This window comes from Amycolatopsis sp. NPDC003861, assembly GCF_053605405.1.
The window spans coordinates 131,157-152,321 of the sequence record NZ_JBSGJD010000001.1 but is presented as its reverse complement, the minus strand read 5'-3'; the positions used below and the strand labels follow the sequence as shown (position 1 = coordinate 152,321).

Below are 21,165 nucleotides of genomic sequence, written 5' to 3'. Positions count from 1 at the left end.
TCCCGCGGGCCCGGCGCCGGTGCGCCGCCGGTTCCGCCCGCGGCGCGCGCGGCGTCGATGTCCGCGCCGAGCTGGTCGAGGTGCCGGTCCTGCAGGCGGGTCGCCGGGTCGACCACCGGGTTGCCCGCGGCGTCGCGCACCGGGTTGCCGGCGGCGTCCCGCAGCCAGAAGTCACCCATCAGGCTGCCGTCCCGGTGCACGCCCGGCGCGGTCGCGGTGCCCCGGTTGACCGTCCGCGGATCGACGTACTCGTCGAGGAAACCGAGCTGGTGTCCCAGTTCGTGGGCCAGTGTGGTCGGGTTGTCGCCGGCGAACCAGCGGCTCTGGTTCGTCGCGCCGGCGCCGGGCTCGACGGTGACGTTGAGGTGCGCGTCGGCGGCATCGGTGACGAACTCGACGGTCACGTGCAGCCGGTCGCCGTTGGGCAGGGTCTGGCCGTTGTTGTAGTGCTGGTCGACCCCGGCGTGGACGTTCTCCTGCAGCCGGGCCAGCTCGGCCGGGGTGACGCCGGGCCGGCCTTCGAGCCGGACCTTCATGGTCACCTCGGTGAGCCGCCCGCCCGGGCCGTAGTCGAACGAGCGGACCTCGAAGCCCTGCTGGACGCCGTAGCCGTACGGGCTGCCGTCCGGCTGGGTCCGCGGGGTGCCCGAAGCGTCCACCATCTGGTCGATCCGGGTGCCGCTCACGTCGGTGGAGACCGCGGCTTCGCGTTGCTGGTTCTCGTAGAACGCACGCAGGTCGGCCATGCTCTGCTCGTGCGCCGCGCCGCGGTCGACGCCGGTGGCCTGCTCGACCTGCTCCTGCATCGGCGTCCGCGAAGGCGCCTCGACCGGTTCGGCGACGGTCGGCTCGGTCAGCGGGGTGTCCGGGCCCGGGATCGGTTCGCGTTCCGGGACCGGCGGTGCGGTCTCGTGGCCGCCGCCCGCCGCCGGGGCGGTCTCGGGGGCGGGGGTCGTCCGGGCCGTCGACGCGGCCGCCTCGGCCGGCGTCACGTTGTAGGCCATCCCGGCGTCGACCATCGCGCCGCGGGCGCCTTCGGTGGCCGCGTGGATCCGGCCGCCGACGGCGTCGGACACCATGATCCCGCTGACCGCGGCGTTCAGGAGCAGCCCGCGGTCCCAGTGGTCGAAGGCGTGGTCCCAGCCGCGGCCGGTGCCGTCGGCGACGACGTTCTGCACGACGCCCATGCCGACGCCGACCACGACGTTCGCCACCTTGCTCGCGGCTTGCTGCGTCGCGGCTTCGGCGAAGACGCTGCGCGCGACGCTGTTCAGGATGGTGCTGCCGGTGCGGGCGCCGATCGCGCCGCTGACCCCGGCGCCGAGCGCGCCGCCGGCCGCGCCGAACACCGCGCCGAAGAACATCTCCTTGCCGACCTCGGCCCAGCTCCACGGGTGGTGGGCGGCGTACTTCCCGGTGCCCGCCGCGTAATCGGTGGCGTTGGACGCCAGCGCGGACGCGGCCCCGGCGACCGCGCCGGCCAGGATCAGCGCGCCGATCCCGGTGCCGCAGATCGCCACGATCGCGATCGTCACCAGCAACCCGACGACAAGACCGGCGATGAACCCGGGCGTCAGCGCGTCCCAGGCGTCACGCAGTTGCGACAGCAGCCAGCCGTCTTCGACGCGGCTGCGGGCACGCTCGGCGGCGTCGGTCATCCGGCTGTCGAGCGAGGTCAGCGGTTCGCCGGTGCGGGTGCGGGCTTCGCCGGCGTGCTGTTCCAGCCGGGTCCGCAGGTCGCGGACGGCCTGGCCGAAGCCCTGGTCGACGTCCGTCGCGGTCCGGAAGACCGATTCGGCGGTGCCGTCGACGACCTGGTCGCCCTGGGCCACCGCCTCGCGCATCAGGGTGGTGAGCTGCCGGGACAGCCGTTCCTGCAGGCCCGCGGCCTGCCGCACGCCGCCGGCGCCGACCGAGCCGGCCTGGGCGGCCCCGGCCGTGCCCGCCTCGCCGATCGACTCGTGCACCTGCGCCGCGGCCCGGCTGAACTCGGCCGCGATCTGCCCGGACATCGCCCGCGCCTGCCCGGCGGACATCCCGTAGGCCTCGCGCAGCGTGCCGGCGAGGGTGTCCCCGAGCTGCCGCGCGAACCGGCGCCGGACCGGCCGCCCGGTGACCTGCGCCAGGATCCCGGCGGTGGTCTCCCGCCCGGCGGCGGCGGTCTGGGCGCCCTGCTCGGTGAGGGCGCTCTCGACCTGCCCGGCGCTCTGCTGCAAGGCGGTCCGGCCCGAGGCGGCGCGGTGCCGGATGGACGTGCGGACGGTCGTCAGCAGCCGGGTGAGCCCGGCCGAGACGGAGCTCCCGATCTCCGCCACGGCGGCGGCGCCTTCGCCCGCGGCCCGGCCGATCGAGCCGGTCGCCTGCTCGGTGGTCCGGGCGAGCTGCCGGTGCACGGGCCCGGTCTGCAGGCCGACCTGCCCGGCCAGCGCGGCGGCCTGCCGGAGCAGATCGCCGCGCACCTCGGGCCCGGCACCGCGCAGGTCGGCGTCGGTGTGGCCGAGGCTGCCGCGGATCTGTTCGGCGGTCTGGCCGGCCACCTCCTGCGCGGCCCGGCGCATCGCGGTGGTGGATTCCTCGCTTTCGCCGTGGAACGAGCCGAGCCGGGCGGCACCGCGCCGGCGGGCTTCGTTCGCTTGGCCGTCCACGGCCCCGCGCACGGAGTCGGCGACGCTGTCGGCGGTCGAGACGGCCTCGTCGCCGCGGGTGGTGCCGGATTGCCGGACGCGCGCGGCTCCTTCGGCGACGAGCGCCCCGGCCTCGGCCTGTTGTGCGGTGTGGCGAGAGGCGAGTTCGCCTTGAGCACCGGACCCGGCCGCGGCAACGGCGGCCTGCGCGGCGGCGACGGCGCCGGCCACCCGCTGGCGGGCGATGGCGACGGCTTGCCCGACGGCGCCGAGTTCGGTCTGTTCGCGCTGGGTGAGTCGTTCTTGTTCACTCGCGACGGCGGCCCGGTGGTTGGTGAGGGTCTCCTGGAGAGCGGCTTCGAGTTCGACTTGGCCGGCGTCGTCGTGCGTTCGGATCTCGTCGTAGAGCTCCGCGGCGGCCGGCGCGAGCGGTCGTTCCACGGGGATTTCGGGCGTCGGTGCGACGGTGGTTTCGGGGGCCGGACTGAGCTGCGGTGTCTCCTCGGGCTCGACGGCTTCCTCACTGCCGGACTGGAGCTCCGCAGCGGCTTCGGTGGCCGGTGCGGAAGAGCGCTCCGCGATCGCACCCTGAGGCGCCGCAACGGCTTCCGCGGCCGCCGGGACGATCGAACGCGCACCCACCGCACTCCCGGACGGCTCGGCAACGTCCGGCGACGCAACGGCAGCCCCGGCGACCTCCGCGGCAGGGCCGGTCAGCGACCGGGTGACCGCCTGGTTTCCCGCCAGCCGCTGCAGGTCCAGGACTCTCTGCTGCGCCCCCGACGGCTCCGGCCGACGCTGCTCACCGCGGCTGCGCTCGGCCGGTTCGTCGCCGGTTCCGGCCTTCCCCCGCATGGTTCCATCTGAACCGTCGACCCTCCCCCCGGCAACGGCCTGCCGGGCGGTGGCGCGGGCACGCCAGGCCGCCCGAACAGGCGCCCGCCGACACTCTGCGTGCCTCGCCTGGGTTGCATGTCGGTTACGCATCTCACTCCGATGCACCCCGTTCGTGGCTTCGACGTCTTCCCAGTGACGTTACGTAACAGGGGGAGGCGTCGGCGATGACACGATGGGTACGGCGGCCGGGCACGTGGTTCACCGTCACTCTGGCGCTCGCCTTGGCCGGCGTCCTGATCCTGACCCTCGACCGCGGCCACGCCGGTCCGGCCGCGGCCACCAGCGGTCCGCCGGCGTCCCCGGCCACCACCACTCCCGCCGAAGCCAAGCCGCCGGAGTGGCTGCGTCCGCTGCGGCCTGGCGAGAAGCCGCCGCAGTTCGTGCTCTTCTCCTTCGACGGGGCCGGTTCGCACGACCACTGGGGCCGCTACCTCTCCCTCGCCAAGTCCGTCAACGCCCACTTCAGCGGGTTCCTCTCCGGCATCTACCTGCTGACCGACCAGCAGCGGACGCGCTACACCGGCCCCGGCCACAAACCGGGGTCCGCCTCGATCGGGTTCGGGGGCAGCGCCGAGGAAGTCGCCACGCGCGTGCAGGACCTCAATGCCGCCGTCGCCGCCGGGCACCAGGTCGGCACGCACTACAACGGGCACTTCTGCGCCGGGGCCGAGCCGAGCGTCGGCCGCTGGAACACGCAGGGGTGGACCGACGAGATCGGGCAGTTCAGCCGCTTCGTCGACGACGCCCACGCCCGGCTGGGGCTGCACCTGTCCGCCAAGGACGTCACCGGCGGCCGGACACCGTGCCTCGAAGGCAACTGGGCCGCCGCCTTCCCCGCCATGCGCGCGGCCGGCTACACGTTCGACTCCAGCCTGCCGTCCGACGGCGTCAAGTGGCCGACGCAGCTCGACGGGATCTGGGAGTTCTGGATGCCGTACGTGAAAGTGCCCGCGCTGCACAAGAAGGTCGTCATGATGGACTACAACCTGTGGTACCAGCTCGGCCACTCGAAGAACGACAACGGGCAGTACACCCAGGCCACCCTCGAAACCTACCGCGGCGCCTACAAAGCCGCCTTCGACGGCAACCGGGCACCACTGGTCATCGGCAACCACTTCAACGACTGGGCCGGCGGCGCCTTCTCCCGGGCCGCGGAAGGCTTCATGGGCGAGGTGTGCGCCAAGCCGGAAACGGTCTGCGCCACCTACGCCGAAGTCACGAAGTGGATGGCGCTGCAGGACCCCGCCGTCCTGGACCGGTACCGGTCGATGCCGCTCGCCCAAGCCGGCTGACCGACGGTGCTTTTGTAAGCAAAAAACCGCCATCGGCCGCCGGACAGGCGATAAAGCACGGTAACAGGAGTCGGGAGGAAGGCGATCTGCTTCAGGAGCACAGGACCGGGAGAGGCTGCGCAATGAGTGTGGAAATCAAGATCTACCTCGCCGACAACGGTGATCTAGATTCGCTTTGCACCTGGCTGGGCGGCATCCCCGACATCAGCCTGGAAGCAGTGCCGCGCCCATCCGGTCCCGGCGAGCAAGGTGATGCCTGGGACTTCCTCGCCGTCCTTTGCGGCACCGGTGGCGCCTTGACCGTCGGCTTGACGTCTTTGACGACCTGGATCGAATCGAAGGTCACACACGCCCGCGTCGTGGTCGGCGAGACCGAGGTAGAACTACGCGGCCCGGACCCGCAGGCGCTCGAAAGGCTCGTGGAGGCGGCCACGAGGGCAGCCAAGGCGAACTCGTGACCGCGATCGACTTCTCTCGTTCCCATGCGGTCCTGGTCGGCACCGGTCGGTACACCCATGGCCTCGAGAAAATGCCGCAGGCGATCAACAGCCTCAACGCGATGCAGAAGATGCTGGTCGAGGTCTGCGGATGGCCCAAGTCGCGGGTCAAAGTCTTCGCCGACAACTCGACAGACGACAAGCTGGACGTCCAAGTCACCAAGCTCATCCACGACACCACCGACGTGCTGCTCTTCTACTACGTGGGCCACGGGCAGTTGCTCGATGGGGGCCAGCTCGGCTTGGCGCTTTCCGATACCCATCGAGACGGGATCCTCAGGCGCCGAACCTCGCTTCGGTTCAACGACATGCGCGAAGAAATGAGCGCCAACCGGCAAGCCCGGGTCAAGATCGCCATCCTCGACTGCTGCTTCTCGGGCCTGGCAACAAAAAATACGCAAGGTGACGACCTGGCCGCACAGACCGAGCTGATCACCAAAGTAGCCGGCGCGTACACCCTGACAGCGTCACAGCACTGGCAAAAAGCCCACTACGACGAGAACTCGAAATCTCTCACCCACTTCACCGGCTCGCTGGTCGACGTGGTCAGAACGGGACTCCCCGGCAAGGGCGCCACCCTCACCCTGAAAGACATCCACGAAGGGGTCACCGCGCGACTGGCAAGCGTGACACTGCCCAGCGGCGAACCACCCCAGCGACCGAGCACGCTCGTGGTGGACACCGCCGAGAAGCTGCCCTTCGCAGCGAACGCGGCGTATGTGGAGCCCGAAGCACCAAGCGAAGGTTCCGTCCTGTCGGCGACCCCACGGGCAACTGACGCCAAGACGGCCTCGGCGAGCACCGAGGATGCCGACAGCGAGGCCGCGTTCCGCCTGTTCCAGAGACCATTGGCCCGGCTCGCCGGCGCCCGGTTGGATGTACTGAGCCGCGCACCGGTGGATCGAGTCCGCTACGTCACCATGGGTGGAGTCCTGCTCTCCACCGCAAGCCTCGCCGCCATCTCGGCGACCTTCGCACTCAACTCGATCGTCGGCCTGGGCCTGCCGTTGTCCGTCGTCGCCGGTGTCCTCTGGGGACTGGCCATCCTCAACCTCGACCGACTACTGGTCGTCACGATGACACGGAAATCATGGTGGATTCATCGCCTGATCACCGTTTTCCCCAGGTTGATCCTCGCGATCGTCCTCGGCGCCGTGATATCAACCCCCATGCTATTGAAGATCTTTCAACCAGAGATCGACAACGAAATGCAAAGCATGCACATGGAACGAGTGGCGAAAGTTTCGAGTGAAATTCTCAATATCCCGCCATTCACCGAAATCCCCTCCTTGGAAAAAGAGGTCGATGAACGTCTGGCAGTAGCCGATCGCAGCACGGATCAACGCGCAGCAGAAACGGCTCGCCAAGACGCTCGGCAAGCTCGCGCGAAGCTCGACGAATTACGCGATCGGCGCGAAAAGCTCCTTCAGGAGAGCCAGGACGCAGAATTCGGCAACAGCGGCCTGCTGGCCAGACTGGAAGCGTTCGGCAACCTCGGAAAAAGCAACTCGACCCTCGGGGCCGCCCAGTGGTTCCTGTTCGCCTTGTTCCTGACCATCGAAGTACTGCCGGTCGTGGTCAAGATCCTGCATTTGAGCGGGCCTCCGAGCATCTACGACATCCTGGTGTCCAAGATGGAAGCCGAGGCCTCCGGCGCCACCGAGCCGTGACCCGGCCGCAGTCCACCGATCGACCTGCGGCGGCCACTGGCCGCCACGGAGCGGTCCACGGGACCGCCACCTCGCGCACCAGCGATGCGGCCAGGTGTCCAGGCTGGGCCCAGCCACCCCCCGATGAGGCCCGGACGACCCACCCGCCCAAGCCGGCTGACCGACGGCGTCCCCGTGTGACGTTGGCCACCGGGCGGCCGGGAGACCACCGTCGTCCTCGGCAAACCTCGCCGGACCAGGCGCGGGCGCGGGAATCTGCGTACGTTGGCAGCGCAAAGCGGGCCGCGGGCCGTATCGTCTGTGACCAACCGCTTAGTAGGCTCGCGGGCACGAGCCCGCTTCTCAACGACGAGGAGGTCCCCCGTGACCGATTCCCCTTCCCGTGTCGCCGTGGTCACCGGTGCCGGCCGCGGCATCGGTGCCGCCGTCGCGGCGCGGCTGGCCGATGACGGCTTCGCCGTCGGGCTGCTCGACCTGGACGAGGCCGGTGTCAAGCAGGGCGCCGAGGCCATCGTCGCCAAGGGCGGCCAGGCCGTCGGGGTCGCCCTCGACGTCAGTGACGCCGAGCAGGTCGAAGCGGCCGTCGCGCAGGTCGCCGCCGAGCTGGGCCCGCCGGTCGTGCTGGTCAACAACGCCGGCATCACCCGCGACAACCTGATCTTCAAGATGACCGAGCAGGACTGGGACTCCGTGCTCGGCGTGCACCTCAAGGGCTCGTTCCTGATGACCCGCGCGGTGCAGAAGCACATGACCGAGCAGAAGTACGGCCGGATCGTCAACCTGTCGAGCACGTCGGCGCTGGGCAACCGCGGCCAGGTCAACTACTCCGCCGCCAAGGCCGGCATGCAGGGCTTCACCAAGACCCTCGCCATCGAGCTCGGCAAGTTCAACGTCACCGCCAACGCGATCGCGCCCGGCTTCATCGCCACCGACATGACCGCGGCGACCGCCGAGCGGCTCGGGATGAGCTTCGAGGACTTCAAGGCCGCGGCCGCGTCGCAGATCCCGGTGCAGCGCGTCGGCACGCCCGAAGACATCGCGAACCTGACGTCGTACCTGGTCAGCGAGGGCGCGGGGTTCGTCTCCGGCCAGGTCATCTACGTCGCCGGCGGACCGAAGGACTGAGGCCGATGCGCGAATTCGAGAACCTCGACGCTTTCGCCGACGCAGCCGGCGAGCACCTCGGGTACAGCGAGTGGATGACGGTCACCCAGGAGCGGGTCAACCAGTTCGCCGACGCCACCGACGACCACCAGTGGATCCACGTCGACGAGCCGATGGCGGCCGCGGGCCCGTTCGGCGGCACCATCGCCCACGGCTTCCTGACGCTGTCGCTGCTCTCGGCGTTCGGCCCGAAGATCTACCGGGTCAACGGCATCAAGATGGGCATCAACTACGGCCTCAACAAGGTCCGCTTCCCGCAGCCGGTGAAGGTCGGCTCGAAGGTGCGCGCCGGGGCCGAGCTGGTGGAGATCACCGACATCCCGGGCGGCAAGCAGGCGGTGTCGCGGTGGACCATCGAGATCGACGGCGAGGCGAAGCCCGCGTGCGTCGCCGAGTGGGTCACCCGGTTCCTGGCGTGAACGCCCGGCCGGGGTGCCCCCGGCCGGGTCCGCTGTACTACATACCGACTAGTCGGTATGCTCCCCTGGAGGAAGCTTGAGGAGGCTGGATGAACCCGCCAGGACTCGACCTGGGCCGCCTGCGCGCCCACCTGGACGCGCAGCGGCCCGGCCTGGTCGCCGGGGAGCTGACCGCGGACGTCGTGGAGGGCGGCCGGTCGAACCTCACCTACGTGGTGGGCGACGGCCGGTCGCGCTGGGTGGTGCGCCGCCCGCCGCTCGGGCACGTGCTGCCCACCGCGCACGACATGGGCCGCGAGTTCCGGGTGATCTCCGGCCTGCGCGACACCGCCGTGCCGGTGCCCGAAGCGCTGCTGCTCTGCGACGACCCCGACGTCATCGGCGCGCCCTTCTACGTGATGAGCTTCGTCGAGGGCACCCCCTACCGGACCGCGGACCAGCTGAGCGAGCTCGGCCCGGAACGCACCCGGGCGATGGCCGACGCCCTCGTCGGCACGCTCGTCGACCTGCACGCGGTCGACCCGGCCGCCGTCGGGCTGGGCGACTTCGGCCGCCCGGACGGCTTCCTGGAGCGGCAGCTGCGGCGGTGGAAGAAGCAGCTGGACGCCTCCCGCAGCCGGGACCTCCCGGGCGTCGACGAACTGCACGACCGGCTCGCGGCGGCGGTCCCGGTGTCCGGTAAGCCGTCGATCGTCCACGGCGACTACCGGCTCGACAACGTCCTGGTCGACGGAGACGACAAGATCTCGGCGGTGCTCGACTGGGAGATGTCGACGCTGGGCGACCCGCTGACCGACGTCGCGCTGCTGGTGGCCTACGCCGAGCGCGACAAGGTGTCGCTGCCGTTCGTGTCCAACGCCAGCGCGGCGCCGGGCTACCCGGGCACCGACGAGGTCGTCGCCCGCTACGCCGAGCTGTCCGGACGGGACGTCTCACAGCTGAACTGGTACGTCAGCTTCGCCTTCTTCAAGCTCGCCGTGATCCTGGAGGGCATCTACTACCGCTTCAGCAAGGGCCAGACGGTCGGGGCGGGGTTCGAAGGCGTCGGCGCCGGGGTCGCGCCGCTCATCGCGCACGGCAACGAGATTCTCAAAGAGGAGAAGTAAATGGACTTCGCGTTCGACGAGAAGACCGAGGAGCTGCGCGGGAAGCTCCTCGAGTTCATGGACTCGCACATCTACCCCGCCGAGCCGGTGTTCGAACAGCAGCTCGCCGAACGCGACGACCCGTGGGCCATCCCGCCGGTCGTCGAGGAGCTCAAGGCCGAGGCCCGCAAGCGCGGCCTGTGGAACTTCTTCCTCCCCGGCGACCACGGCGCGGGCCTGACGAACCTGCAGTACGCGCCGCTGGCCGAGATCACCGGCCGCAGCATCCGGCTCGCGCCGACCGCGCTCAACTGCGCCGCGCCGGACACCGGGAACATGGAAGTGCTGGCCATGTTCGGCAACGAGCAGCAGCAGAAGCAGTGGCTGGAACCGTTGCTGAACGGCGAAATCCGGTCCGCCTTCGCGATGACCGAGCCGGACGTCGCCTCCTCCGACGCCCGCAACATCGAGACGGCGATCCAGCGGGACGGCGACGAGTACGTCGTCAACGGCCGCAAGTGGTACATCTCCGGCGCGATGAACCCCGCGTGCAAGATCTTCATCGTCATGGGCAAGACCGATCCCGAAGCCGCGCCGCACAAGCAGCAGAGCATGATCCTGGTCCCCCGCGACGCGCCCGGCGTCACCGTCAAGCGCGGAATGCACGTCTTCGGTTACGACGACAGCGACCACGGCGGCCACGCCGAGGTGCTGTTCGAGGACGTCCGCGTGCCGGTCGAGAACCTCATCGCCGGCGAGGGCGACGGGTTCGCCATCGCCCAGGCCCGGCTCGGCCCCGGCCGCATCCACCACTGCATGCGCGCCATCGGCATGGCCGAGCGCGCGCTGGAACTCATGTGCCGCCGGGCGATCTCGCGCGAGGCGTTCGGCAAGCCGATCGCCCAGCAGGGCGTGGTGCAGGACTGGATCGCCGAATCGCGGGTCCGGATCGAGCAGCAGCGGCTGCTGGTGCTCAAGACCGCGTGGCTGATGGACACCGTCGGCAACCAGGGCGCGCACACCGAGATCCAGGCCATCAAGATCTCGACGCCGGCCGCGGTCGAGTGGATCCTCGACAAGGCCGTGCAGGTGCACGGCGCGGGCGGCGTCAGCCAGGACTTCCCCCTGGCCGCCATGTGGGCCGGGAACCGCACGCTGCGCCTGGCCGACGGGCCGGACGAGGTCCACAAGCGCTCGCTGGCCCGGCGCGAACTGAAGAAGTACCTCTCGGAGGGCGCGAAGTGACTGTCACCGCCGAAGACCTGACCCGCCAGGCGACCGAGTTCCTGGCGCACCACGACCCCGCGTCGGCCGACCGCCTGGAGTTCCTGCGGGCCCGGTTCGACGCCGGCCTCGCCTGGATCCACTTCCCCGCCGGGCTCGGCGGGCAGAACGCGCCGCGCGCCCTGCAGTCCGTGGTGGACCAGGTGTTCACCGACGCGGGCGCGCCGGACAACAACCCGCGCCGGATCGGCATCGGCCTCGGCATGGCCGCACCGACCATCCTCGCCTTCGGCACCCCGGAGCAGCGCGAACGCTTCCTGCGTCCACTGTGGACCGGCGAGGAGGTGTGGTGCCAGCTGTTCTCCGAGCCCGGCGCCGGTTCCGACCTCGCCGCGCTCGGCACGCGGGCCGTCCGCGACGGCGACGACTGGATCGTCACCGGCCAGAAGGTGTGGACGTCCGGAGCGCACGAGTCGCAGTGGGCGATCCTGGTCACCCGCACCGACCCGGACGTGCCCAAGCACCAGGGCATGACGTACTTCCTGTGCGACATGACCGCGCCCGGCGTCGAGGTCCGGCCGCTGCGCCAGATCACCGGCGAGGCCGAGTTCAACGAGGTCTTCCTGACCGACGTCCGCATCCCCGACACCCAGCGCCTCGGCGCGGTCGGCGAAGGCTGGAAGGTCGCGCAGACGACGTTGATGAACGAGCGCGTCGCGATCGGCGGGCACGTCCAGCCGCGCGAAGGCGGGCTGATCGGGATCGTGGCGAAGACCTGGCGCGAACGGCCCGAGCTGCGCACGCCGGAGCTGCGCGACCGGCTCGTCCAGCGCTGGGTCGAGGCGGAGACGCTGCGGCTGGCCGGCACCCGGCTGCGCCAGCAGCTCGCCGTCGGCGCGCCCGGGCCGGAAGGCTCGGCGATGAAGGTCGCCTTCTCCGAGCTCAACCAGGCCCTCACCGGCCTGGAGGTCGAACTGCTCGGGGAAGAGGGCCTGGCCTACGACGACTGGACGTTCCGGCGCCCGGCGATCGTCGACTTCACCGGCCGCGAAGCCGGCTACCGCTACCTGCGCGCGAAGGGCAACTCCATCGAGGGCGGCACCTCGGAGGTCCTGCGCAACATCATCGCCGAGCGCGTGCTGGGGCTGCCCTCGGAGCCGCGCGTCGACAAGGACGTCGCCTGGAAGGACCTCCCCCGATGAGCGATCTGCTGTATTCCGACGTCGAAGAGGACCTGCGGGCTTCGGTCCGGGACCTGCTCAAGGCCAAGGCCGGCGCCGAAGCGCTGCTGGCGCGGGTGGAGACGGCCGAGCCGTACGACCTGCAGCTGTGGCGCACGCTGGCCGACGAGGTCGGCGTGGCCGGGCTGGCGGTGCCGGAGGAGCTGGGCGGCCACGGCGCGTCGGCCCGCGAGGTCGCCGTCGTCGCCGAAGAACTGGGCCGCAGTGTCGCGCCGGTGCCGTTCCTGGGCAGCGTCGTGCTGGCGACGACGGCGCTGGTGCACGTCGGCGCGCGGGACTTCGTCGGCAAGCTGGCGGCGGGCCAGGCGATCGGCGCGCTGGCCGTGCCGCTGTCGACGGCGCCGGGCGCGGGCTTCCCGTCGTCGGTGACGGCTTCCGCGGACGGCACCTTGAGCGGCCGCGTGGGCACGGTGGCGGACGCGTCGGTGGCGGACCTGCTGGTCGTCCCGGCCGCCGGCCCGGACGGCCCCGCGCTGTACGTGGTCGAGGCGTCGGCGGCGACGGTGACCGAACTGGTGTCGTTCGACCTGACGCGGCGGGTGGCCGACGTGGCGCTGGACAACGCCCCGGCCACGCTGGTCGCTTCGGGCCCGGAGGCCGCCGCGGCGCTGGAGCAGGCGCTGCTGTTCGGCGCGGGCATCCTCGCGTCGGAGCAGACGGGCGTCGCCGAGTGGGCGCTCACCGAGACGGTGACCTACCTCAAGGGCCGCTACCAGTTCGGCCGCCCGGTCGGCGGATTCCAGTCGCTCAAGCACCGGCTGGCGAACCTGTACACGGACCTGGTCCTGGCCCGCGCGGCGGCCCGCAACGCCGCGGACGCGCTGGCCACGGGCACCGACGTGCCGATTTCGGTGGCGGTGGCCCAGGCCCGCAACGCGCCGATCGCCGTCCGCGCGACGGAGGAGGCGATCCAGCTGCACGGCGGCATCGGGATGACGTGGGAGCACCCGGCCCACCTGTACCTGAAGCGCGCCAAGGCGGACGAGCTCGCCCTCGGCACCCCCGGGCGGCACCGGGCCCGGCTGGCGGACCTGATCGACCTGCCCGCCTGAGTTTTCCGGAAACGGCCCGTTCCCACGAACGGGCCGTTTCCGCAACTCATTCGGCCGTGCCGGGCGGTGCGGCCGCTGCCGTACCCTGGCTGCCATGGCGCAGGCCATCCAGATGCACCTCAACCAGGCTCTGATGCGCATTCCCCGGCGGGCCGAAAGCGCGGACCGCCCGACTCTGGCCGCGACCTACGTCGCCGCGGGATCGTTTTCCGCGATGATCAATTCCGCCGACCACCAGATCCTGTTCGGCCGCCGCGGCACCGGCAAGACGCACGCGCTGCTCCACCTGCAGGAGCTCGTCGAGCGCACCGGTGACCTCGCGATCCACCTCGACCTGCGGACGATCGGGTCCACCGGCGGCCTGTACGCCAACCCCGCGCTGAGCCCGGCCCAGCGCGGCACGCAATTGCTGGTCGACACCCTCGAAGCCGTGCACGACCGGCTTTTCGCCTACGCCGTCGACGGCCGTTCCGCGGATCAGGACACGCTTCTGCGCGGTCTCGACGCGCTCGTGTCCGCGGCCACCGAAGTGGAAGTCATCGGCGAAACCGAACAGGAACAGACTTTCGGCGGCGCCGTGGAACGGGAATGCTCCGCGGAATTGTCGGTGACGCCGAAAGGCGGGGCTCGGGCTTCCGCCCGGCAGAAGACGTCGGCGACGGCGTCGAGCCGCCGCAAGCGCACCGGCGTCGAGCAGCACCGGGTGTTGTTCGGCCCGCTGAGCCGGGCGGTCCAGGCCGTGGCCGACGGCGTCCGGCCCGCGCGGTTGTGGCTGCTGCTCGACGAGTGGAGCAGCGTGCCCGTCGACCTGCAGCCGTTCCTGGCCGACCTGCTGCGGCGCAGCGTCCTGCCGGTCCGGGGCGTCACGGTGAAGATCGCCGCGATCGAGCACCGCGCGCGGTTCTTCGTCCCCCTCGAAGACGACTACCTCGGCATCGAGGTCGGCTCGGACGCGGCGTCCGCCGTCAGCCTCGACGACGCCTTGGTCTTCGACCAGTCGCCGGAGGCGGCCCAGGCGTTCTTCCGGGAGCTGTTCGCCAGCCACGTCCGGCCGATCCTCGCCTCGATGCTGCGGACGGCGGTGCCCGGCGAGTTCGTCGACGCCGCCTTCCACCGCGGCGCCTTCCCCGAGCTCGTCCGGGCCGCCGAGGGCGTTCCGCGCGACGCGATCAACATCGCGGCCCTGGCCGCCCAGCAGGCCCGCGACGGGCGGATCGCCCTCGCGCACGTGCGCCGGGCGGCCCGGGACTGGTACCTGCGCGACAAGCAGTCGGTCATCAGCCGCGACGACGAGGCCGACCGCGTCCTGGGCCTGCTGGTCGACGAGGTGATCGGCCGGCGCCGCAGCCGGACGTTCCTGCTGCCGGCCCGCGACCGCCCGGCGGCGATCGACACGCTCTGCGACGCGCGGCTGCTCCACATCCTCCGGCGCGGCGTCGTCGACCCGCGCCGTCCGGGGCGGCTGTACGACGGGTACGCCATCGACTACGGCTGCTACGTCACCCTGCTCGGCGGCGCGGCCGCGGACTCGGCGAAGCACCTCCCGGCCGACGTCTTCACGTTCGACAAGGCCGTGCTCGACCTCCGGCGGCTCGGCCAGCTTTCATGAAGAAAATTCAGTTTCTTTCGGAGTTTTTGCTCACCTGAGCGAAAATTTTGTGAGCCAGGCCACTTCACGGGTAAAAGGGTGACAAAAATGCCCTTCTTCCCATGGTTCTTGTCGACGCCCGGATCTAACCTGTGCGCCATGGAAACAGCCGTCGCGCCGACGGACGCCGGGGTGCTGGAGCGATTGACCGTGACCGTCGGTGGTCACCGCCACAGCGCGCTGGCGGCCGGGCCCGCGTCGGGCGAGCTGGTCCTGCTGCTGCACGGCTGGCCCGAGTTCGCCGACGCCTGGACCGAGCAGCTCCACGCCCTCGGTGAAGCCGGCTACCGCGCGCTGGCCGTCGACCAGCGCGGGTACGCGGCGGGCGCGCGCCCGGAGGGTGTCGAGCACTACACGCTGGATCACCTGGTCGGCGACGCCTTGGCGTTCGCCGAAAGCCAGGGAGCGGACCGCTTCCACCTGGTCGCCCGCGACTGGGGCGGCATGGTGGCCTGGGCCCTCGCGGCGGCCCACCCGGACCGGCTCCGGTCCCTCACGGTGCTGTCCACGCCCCACCCGGCGGCCCTCCAGCGCGCGGTGGCCACCGACGACGGCCAGTCGCACGACCTCGGCTACATCCGCTTCTTCCGCCGCGAGGCCGGGAAAGCCGAGAAATACCTCTTACGCGACGAAGCCGCGCAATTACGGGCTGTTTACAGCCGCCGCATTCCGAAAGCCATCGTCGAAGGCACGGTGACCAGGCTTTCCGAGCCGGGCGCCCTCACGGCGACGCTGAATTGGTACCGCGGAGCCACGAACGACGAGTTCGACATCCCGGCGGGCCGCATCAAGGTCCCGACGCTCTACCTGTGGGGCCGCGAGGACCCGTACCTCGGCCAGAGCGCGGCCGAGCAGACGGTCCACCACATCGACGCGGAGTACCGCTTCCAGATCATCGAGGGCGCCAGCCAGTGGATGGCGATGGAGGCCCCGGACGAGGTCAGCGCCCTGCTGCTCGACCACGTCCAGCGGCACTAGCGGGTGCTCACAGGTCGCTGAGCGAGGTCCCGGTGACGGTCACCTGCCCCGCCGGACCTCGCCGCGGCCGCCTGGTCCCGGGCGCCGGTGGGTCCCACGCGAAGTTCGCCTGGCCGGCGAAGCCGGAGACGGTGCCGGACACGTGGTGCTGCGCCGGCACCCGCCGGATCCGGCCGGGCAGCGGGCCGTTCTCGGTCCAGCAGCCTTCGAGGACGACGCGCGCGCCGGGCGTCAGGAGGCCGTGGCCTTCCACCAGCGGTGCGACGACGTCCGCGAAGTTCGCGTCGTCGATCAGCTCACGGCTGGGGTTGGCCGCCGACCCGGTGATCGCGACGATGAAGTCGCCTCGGTCCCCGACGCGTGGCCGACGAAGCCGAGGGTGCCGATCCGGGCGCCCTGCCGGGCGAGCTCCTGCGCGATCCGCCGCAGTTCCGCCTGGACCCCGGCGACGCTCGACGCGGCGACGACGTAGCCGGCCCCGGCGGACCGGGCTCGCAACCGGAACATGTCCGTCATCGTGCGCGGCCGCCGGGGATGCCGGCCGGCGGTGCCGGTGAACCGGGGTTCCGCGCGGTCGCCCGTGGTGATGACGTAGCTGCTGACCACCCGCTGCGGTGCTCCCGGAGCGGGTGGAGCGGCCGGACCGGGCCGGGACTGACGCTGGAGGAACACGCGCACCAGGCCGCCGACCGCGGCGTTGCCGGCGGTGCGCTGGAGCAGCAGCAACGGTTCGGCCGGGACCGCACCGGTCCGGGCCTCGCCGGTGACCTCCTCCCGCCGCACCGGCGGCCGAGGCTGCCGCTGGTGCCCGGACGTCCCCTCCACCCGGCCGGTATGCGGACCCTCTCCCGGGCGGGGAAAGACTTCATCCGGCTGACACGGGCCTCAGGCCGCCGGCGGGCGGAGGGCGTCCAGCAGCAGGTCCGCGTAGTGGTCGCCGATCTGGCGGGCCGTCAGCGAGCCGCTCCGCCGGTACCACGATCCCAGGTGGTGCACCGAGCCGAAGAAGAAGTCGACCACCACGTCGGCCGGCTTGTCGGTCCGGAACTCCCCCGACGCCTGCCCCTCCTCGATCAGCCCGCGGAACCGCTCGTGGTACTTGCGGCGCTCCGCCCGGACCGCCTTCTGCTTGTCCGGGGACAGCTGGTGCATCGACTGCAGGAAGATCGTGTTGTCGTCGAGGTTGTCGATGCTCGACACCACCACGTCGGACGCCGCCGCCGCGAGCCGCTCGCGCAGGGGCGCGTCCGACGAGGCGACGCTCTCCAGCTGGCGGGTCTGCTCGCGCAGCACGCGGGCGTAGATCTCGTAGAGCAGGTCGTCCTTCGAGCCGAAGTAGTGGTACATCGCGCCCTTGGTGACGCCCGCCGCCTCGACGATCTCCTGGACCGACGTGCGGTCGAAGCCCTTCTTGGCGAACAGCTTCGTGGCGTGCTCCAGCAGCCGCCGGGGCACGGCGGCCTGGTCGTCGCCGGTGGCCTCGCCCGGCTTGCGGGTGCTTGCTCGAGTCACCGCAGGACCCCCTCTCAGGACGCACCAGGATAACGCCACGACAGGAACCGCCGCGGGTTGTCCACGAGCATCGTCGTGATGTCCGCTTCGGACACTCCGCGCTCCCGCAGCGCCGGCAGCACATCGCGGGTGATGTGCAGGTAGTGCCAGTTCGGCGCGATCACCGGCAGCTGCGCCGCGGGCAGCCAGTCGATGTAGCAGGACGCGTCGTGCGAGAGCACCATGCTGCCCGCGTACCCGCGCTCGCACAGCGCGGCGACCGTGTTCACCCGCTCCTCGAACGGCAGCAGCAGGTCCAGGCCGAACCGGTCCATCCCCAGCAGGGAACCGGAGTCGGCGAGCTCGGTCAGGTAGCCCAGGTCCGCCGAGTCCCCCGAGTGCCCGATCAGCACCCGGGTCAGGTCGACGCCTTCGGCCGCGAAGATCTCCTGCTGCTCCAGCCCGCGCCGGGTGCCCGCGTGCGTGTGCGTCATGATCGGCGCGCCCGTCTCGACGTGCGCCTTGGCCACCGCGCGCAGCACGCGTTCGACACCCGGCGTCACCCCCGGTTCGTCGGTGGCGCACTTGAGCAGCCCGGCCTTGACGCCGGTGTCGGTGATGCCGTCCCGGATGTCCCCGACGAACATCGCGATCAGCGGGTCCTCGCCCTGCAACAGCGTCCCGGACCCACGGAAGTGCAGGTAGTGCGGCACGTCGTGGTAGGTGTAGAGCCCGGTCGCGACGACGATGTTGACGTCCACCTCGGCCGCCACCCGCTGCACGCGCGGGAGGTAGCGGCCCAGGCCGATCACCGTCGGGTCGACGATCGTGTCGATCCCGGCTTCCTTCAGCTCCGTCAGCCGCCGGATCGCTTCGGGGACCTGCTCCTCCTCGCGGAACCCTTCGTGCTCCGGGTAGTTGTCGGCGAATTCGGGGCTCAGCACGAAGAGGTGCTCGTGCATCAGCACCCGGCCCAGCGCCTCCGGCGCGATCGCGCCGCGCACCGTCTCGATCATCAGCCCCTCGCCCGCAGCTCGCGGCGCAGGATCTTGCCGCTGGTCGTCTTCGGCAGCTCGTCGAGGACTTCGACGGTGCGCGGGTACTTGTAGGCGGCGAGCCGTTCCTTGCACCAGGCGACCAGCTCCGCGGGATCGGCGGTGGCCCCGGGCGCCGGGCTGACGTACGCCTTCACCGTCTCGCCCCGGTACTCGTCGGCGATCCCGACGACGGCCGCCTCGCGGACCGCCGGATGCGTGTACAGGACGTCCTCGACCTCACGCGGCCAGACCTTGAAGCCGGACGCGTTGATCATGTCCTTCTTGCGGTCGACGACGTAGACCCAGCCGCGTTCGTCCATGAACCCGATGTCGCCGGTGAGCAGCCGGCCGCCGGGCAGCGCCTCGGCGGTGGCGTCCGGCCGGTTCCAGTAGCCCGAGACGACCATCGGGCCCTCGACGGCGATCTCGCCCGCCTGGCCGGGCGGCAGCTCTTCGCCGTCCTCGCCGAGGATCCGGACGATGGTGTCCGGCACCGGCAGGCCGATCGAGATGGTGCCGGAGTCCGGGTCGATCGGTGCTTCGAGGGTGCCGGGGACGACGACGCAGCCCGCGGTGGTTTCGGTGAGGCCGTAGCCGTTGTGGATGTAGTGCCCGGTCTTCGCCCGGAAGGCCTCGACGACGGCGGGCGGCAGCGCGGCACCGCCGGAGTACAGCAGCGCGAACGAGTCGAAGTGCGCGCGGCTGAACGACGGGTGCGCCATCAGCGCCATGTAGGCCGTCGACGGCCCCACCGTGTACGACGGCTTGTGCTCGACGAACGCGTCGAGCACGACGCCCGGTTCGAAGCGGTAGGCCAGCGCCAGGGTGCCTTCGATGTCGATCGCGGAGCCGAGCTCGCAGACCATGCCGGTGATGTGGAACAGCGGCGCGAGCCCGAACAGCGTCGAGCCCGCGGGCAGGCCGCTGAACGAGCCGAGGCCCGCGGCGTTCGTCCCGATGTTGCCGTGGGTGTTGGTGGCGCCCTTGGGCGTGCCGCTGGTGCCGGAGGTGTAGCTGATCAGCGCGGTGTCGTCGAGGGCGAAGGCGGGTTCCGGCGGCTTCGGGCCCGGCGTCGCCGCGGCTCCGAGGAGTTCGGTCGCGCCCGGCGTCTCCTCCCTCTCGACCTTGGCCAGGACGCGCTCGTCGTCGCGGGTCTGGAACTCGAGTTCGCTGGTGGTGAGCGCGATGCCGACGCCGTTCGCGGCCGCGGTCTCGCCGATGTAGGCGTTCCAGCCGCGCTGGGAGCAGACGACCGCCTTGACCCCGGCGTCGGTGAACACGTGCGTGAGCTCGCGTTCGCGGTACATCGGGTTGACCGGCACCACGATCCCGCCGGCCTTCCACGCGCCGAGCAGGGCGATCACGAACTGGGGGATGTTCTGGAGCACCAACGCGAGCCGGTCGCCGCGGGCGAAGCCGTGGGCCGCCAGGTACCGCGCGACGCCGTCGGAGAGCTCGTCGACCTCGCGGTAGCTCAGCCGCGCGTCGAAGTACGCGATCGCCGTCCGGTCCGGGACGTGGTCCACGGCCCGGCGGAACGATTCGGGCAACGTCGTCGGCTTCGCCGGTTCCGCGTCCCGCACCCGTTCGTCGTAGCTCGCGAGCCAAGGCTTCGCGTCGTACCAGCTCATCCAGCGACCTCCTTTGGACACCGACCGGTCGGTATGGCGACGCTAGGAGGACCCGGCGGCCCGCGTCAAGCCCGCGCGCGCACGCCGGAATTGCGCACGGCAATTCTCGTGCGCGCGAAACCGTGCCAAAACAATGCGGCCAGATACCGCCGTCACAGGGGTACACGTACCCCGGTTCGAAATGGTTCAGATCTTCTTTTCCGACCGGATCACACTGGACAAACCCCTGATCGAGAGGCCACCATGGTCGTCGGCGACCAGCTTGGTCCGCCCCATCCGAATACTCCGCCGCATCCCCCGAAGACGGCGGAGCACCCATATGTTCACGCTAACTCACGTACGAAAACGGAGTCATTCATGCCTGCTTCCGGTGGACGACACCGCCTATCCAAGCGGACGAAGATCGCGACCGGGGTCTTCGCCCTCGCGATCGCGGGCGGAGCACTGGCCGTCGCCACGACCTTCGGCGACCCCGGCGCCGCCAACGCCGCCTCGGGCGGCCAGGCGGCGGTCGGCCAGATCAGCTGTCCCGACGTGGCGAGCAAGCTCCCGGCCATCCCCGCGCAAGCGCAGGCCGAGGTGCAGCGCAACCTGGAGCTGCTGAACACCCAGATCAACGAAGCCAACAACCGGCTCCGCACGAGCGTCGGCCAGGGCGGCCCGAACTTCGTCCAGAACGCCATCCTCGGCCCCCTGGCGGACAAGCGGAAGTCCACGATCGACCGCATCGCCATCTCGATCGGGCGCCGGGCCGAGAAGCCCCAGGGCCTCGACAGCCTGGCCACCTGCGCGGTGGGCGGCGCCGGTGCCGCCGCTCCGGCGCCGGCCCAGGGCACCGGCAACGGCGGCCAGAACGGCACCACCGGGAACAGCGGCCAGAACGGCAACCAGGGGAACACGGGCAACACCGGCGGCGTCGGCAGGATTTCCTGCCCGGACGTGGCCAGTCAGCTGCCCGCCATTCCCGCCCAGGCCCAGGCGGAGGTGCAGCGCAACCTGGAGCTGCTGAACACCCAGATCGACGAAGCCAACAACCGCCTGCAGACGACCGTCGGCCAAGGCGGCCCCAACTTCGTCCAGAACGCCATCCTCGGCCCGCTGGAAGACAAGCGCGTGGCGACGATCAACCGGATCGCCACCGCCATCGGCCGCAACGCGGCCAAGCCGCAGGGGCTCGACGCGCTCGCGCCCTGCAGCCGGTGACCACCGCGGTCC

The 21,165-nt window shown here is 71.0% G+C and carries 17 protein-coding genes and 1 pseudogene; 12 read left to right on the top strand and 6 right to left on the bottom strand.

Annotation, left to right across the window (positions count from 1 at the left end):
* Positions 1-3,479 (bottom strand): annotated as a pseudogene (locus ACWEVN_RS00670) (hypothetical protein); the annotation flags it as partial.
* 206 nt (positions 3,480-3,685) lie between these two features.
* On the opposite strand from ACWEVN_RS00670, the gene ACWEVN_RS00665 reads away from it, so the two are divergent.
* From ACWEVN_RS00665 to ACWEVN_RS00615, 11 genes are all read left to right on the top strand, one after another.
* The gene (locus ACWEVN_RS00665) at positions 3,686-4,813 is read left to right on the top strand and encodes a polysaccharide deacetylase (protein ID WP_452049722.1); all 1,128 of its coding nucleotides are present in this window, start codon (positions 3,686-3,688) and stop codon (positions 4,811-4,813) included.
* A 122-nt stretch (positions 4,814-4,935) separates the two neighbouring features.
* Positions 4,936-5,271: an effector-associated constant component EACC1 gene (locus ACWEVN_RS00660; RefSeq protein ID WP_452049721.1), complete on the top strand. Its 336-nt coding sequence runs from the start codon at positions 4,936-4,938 to the stop codon at positions 5,269-5,271.
* Positions 5,268-6,980, top strand: coding sequence for a caspase, EACC1-associated type (locus ACWEVN_RS00655; protein ID WP_452049720.1), 1,713 nt, complete (start codon positions 5,268-5,270; stop codon positions 6,978-6,980). Before ACWEVN_RS00660 ends, ACWEVN_RS00655 begins: the two co-directional genes overlap by 4 nt.
* 363 nt (positions 6,981-7,343) lie before the next feature.
* Positions 7,344-8,105 carry a 3-oxoacyl-ACP reductase FabG gene (fabG, locus tag ACWEVN_RS00650; protein ID WP_452049719.1) on the top strand — a complete coding sequence of 254 codons (762 nt, stop codon included), beginning with the start codon at positions 7,344-7,346 and terminating at the stop codon, positions 8,103-8,105.
* 5 nt (positions 8,106-8,110) lie between these two features.
* Complete coding sequence (locus ACWEVN_RS00645) at positions 8,111-8,563, top strand: MaoC family dehydratase (RefSeq protein ID WP_452049718.1); 453 nt, start codon at positions 8,111-8,113, stop codon at positions 8,561-8,563.
* Positions 8,564-8,652: 89 nt separating this feature from the next.
* Complete coding sequence (locus ACWEVN_RS00640) at positions 8,653-9,669, top strand: phosphotransferase family protein (protein ID WP_452049717.1); 1,017 nt, start codon at positions 8,653-8,655, stop codon at positions 9,667-9,669.
* Positions 9,670-10,893, top strand: a complete 1,224-nt coding sequence (locus ACWEVN_RS00635; protein ID WP_452049716.1) for an acyl-CoA dehydrogenase family protein — start codon at positions 9,670-9,672, stop codon at positions 10,891-10,893.
* Positions 10,890-12,074, top strand: coding sequence for an acyl-CoA dehydrogenase family protein (locus tag ACWEVN_RS00630; RefSeq protein WP_452049715.1), 1,185 nt, complete (start codon positions 10,890-10,892; stop codon positions 12,072-12,074). The genes ACWEVN_RS00635 and ACWEVN_RS00630 overlap by 4 nt, the downstream gene beginning before the upstream one ends.
* Entirely contained in the window at positions 12,071-13,165 is a 1,095-nt protein-coding gene (locus ACWEVN_RS00625; RefSeq protein ID WP_452049714.1) for an acyl-CoA dehydrogenase family protein, read from the top strand. Before ACWEVN_RS00630 ends, ACWEVN_RS00625 begins: the two co-directional genes overlap by 4 nt.
* Before the next feature lie 94 nt (positions 13,166-13,259).
* Positions 13,260-14,774 (top strand): hypothetical protein, encoded by a 1,515-nt coding sequence (locus tag ACWEVN_RS00620; protein WP_452049713.1) that lies wholly within the window; start codon positions 13,260-13,262, stop codon positions 14,772-14,774.
* 138 nt (positions 14,775-14,912) lie between these two features.
* Complete coding sequence (locus tag ACWEVN_RS00615) at positions 14,913-15,791, top strand: alpha/beta fold hydrolase (RefSeq protein ID WP_452049712.1); 879 nt, start codon at positions 14,913-14,915, stop codon at positions 15,789-15,791.
* 7 nt (positions 15,792-15,798) lie between these two features.
* Here ACWEVN_RS00615 and ACWEVN_RS00610 read toward each other — a convergent pair whose 3' ends face one another.
* Genes ACWEVN_RS00610 through ACWEVN_RS00590 form a run of 5 tightly spaced genes read right to left on the bottom strand, consistent with a single transcriptional unit; the run spans position 15,799 to position 19,950 of the window.
* Positions 15,799-16,044: a hypothetical protein gene (locus ACWEVN_RS00610; RefSeq protein WP_452049711.1), complete on the bottom strand. Its 246-nt coding sequence runs from the start codon at positions 16,042-16,044 to the stop codon at positions 15,799-15,801.
* Between the two features lie 38 nt (positions 16,045-16,082).
* Entirely contained in the window at positions 16,083-16,616 is a 534-nt protein-coding gene (locus ACWEVN_RS00605) for a hypothetical protein (protein ID WP_452049710.1), read from the bottom strand.
* 60 nt (positions 16,617-16,676) lie between these two features.
* Positions 16,677-17,303: a TetR/AcrR family transcriptional regulator gene (locus tag ACWEVN_RS00600; RefSeq protein WP_452049709.1), complete on the bottom strand. Its 627-nt coding sequence runs from the start codon at positions 17,301-17,303 to the stop codon at positions 16,677-16,679.
* A gap of 14 nt (positions 17,304-17,317) precedes the next feature.
* Positions 17,318-18,298 (bottom strand): phosphotriesterase family protein, encoded by a 981-nt coding sequence (locus ACWEVN_RS00595; RefSeq protein WP_452049708.1) that lies wholly within the window; start codon positions 18,296-18,298, stop codon positions 17,318-17,320.
* On the bottom strand, positions 18,298-19,950 hold the full coding sequence (locus tag ACWEVN_RS00590; protein ID WP_452049707.1) for an AMP-binding protein: 1,653 nt from the start codon (positions 19,948-19,950) through the stop codon (positions 18,298-18,300). Before ACWEVN_RS00590 ends, ACWEVN_RS00595 begins: the two co-directional genes overlap by 1 nt.
* Positions 19,951-20,307: 357 nt before the next feature.
* Between ACWEVN_RS00590 and ACWEVN_RS00585 the strand changes: the two genes are divergently transcribed.
* The gene (locus ACWEVN_RS00585) at positions 20,308-21,153 is read left to right on the top strand and encodes a hypothetical protein (protein WP_452049706.1); all 846 of its coding nucleotides are present in this window, start codon (positions 20,308-20,310) and stop codon (positions 21,151-21,153) included.
* Positions 21,154-21,165 lie beyond the last annotated feature (12 nt).

What these genes read in the sequence shown, in the direction of transcription:
- ACWEVN_RS00665 (WP_452049722.1), top strand. Translation starts at nt 3,686, where the DNA reads ATGACACGATGGGTACGGCGGCCGGGCACGTGGTTCACCGTCACTCTG.
- ACWEVN_RS00660 (WP_452049721.1), top strand. Translation starts at nt 4,936, where the DNA reads ATGAGTGTGGAAATCAAGATCTACCTCGCCGACAACGGTGATCTAGAT.
- ACWEVN_RS00645 (WP_452049718.1), top strand. Translation starts at nt 8,111, where the DNA reads ATGCGCGAATTCGAGAACCTCGACGCTTTCGCCGACGCAGCCGGCGAG.
- ACWEVN_RS00640 (WP_452049717.1), top strand. Translation starts at nt 8,653, where the DNA reads ATGAACCCGCCAGGACTCGACCTGGGCCGCCTGCGCGCCCACCTGGAC.
- ACWEVN_RS00635 (WP_452049716.1), top strand. Translation starts at nt 9,670, where the DNA reads ATGGACTTCGCGTTCGACGAGAAGACCGAGGAGCTGCGCGGGAAGCTC.
- ACWEVN_RS00625 (WP_452049714.1), top strand. Translation starts at nt 12,071, where the DNA reads ATGAGCGATCTGCTGTATTCCGACGTCGAAGAGGACCTGCGGGCTTCG.
- ACWEVN_RS00620 (WP_452049713.1), top strand. Translation starts at nt 13,260, where the DNA reads ATGGCGCAGGCCATCCAGATGCACCTCAACCAGGCTCTGATGCGCATT.
- ACWEVN_RS00615 (WP_452049712.1), top strand. Translation starts at nt 14,913, where the DNA reads ATGGAAACAGCCGTCGCGCCGACGGACGCCGGGGTGCTGGAGCGATTG.
- ACWEVN_RS00595 (WP_452049708.1), bottom strand. Translation starts at nt 18,298, where the DNA reads ATGATCGAGACGGTGCGCGGCGCGATCGCGCCGGAGGCGCTGGGCCGG.
- ACWEVN_RS00590 (WP_452049707.1), bottom strand. Translation starts at nt 19,950, where the DNA reads ATGAGCTGGTACGACGCGAAGCCTTGGCTCGCGAGCTACGACGAACGG.
- ACWEVN_RS00585 (WP_452049706.1), top strand. Translation starts at nt 20,308, where the DNA reads ATGCCTGCTTCCGGTGGACGACACCGCCTATCCAAGCGGACGAAGATC.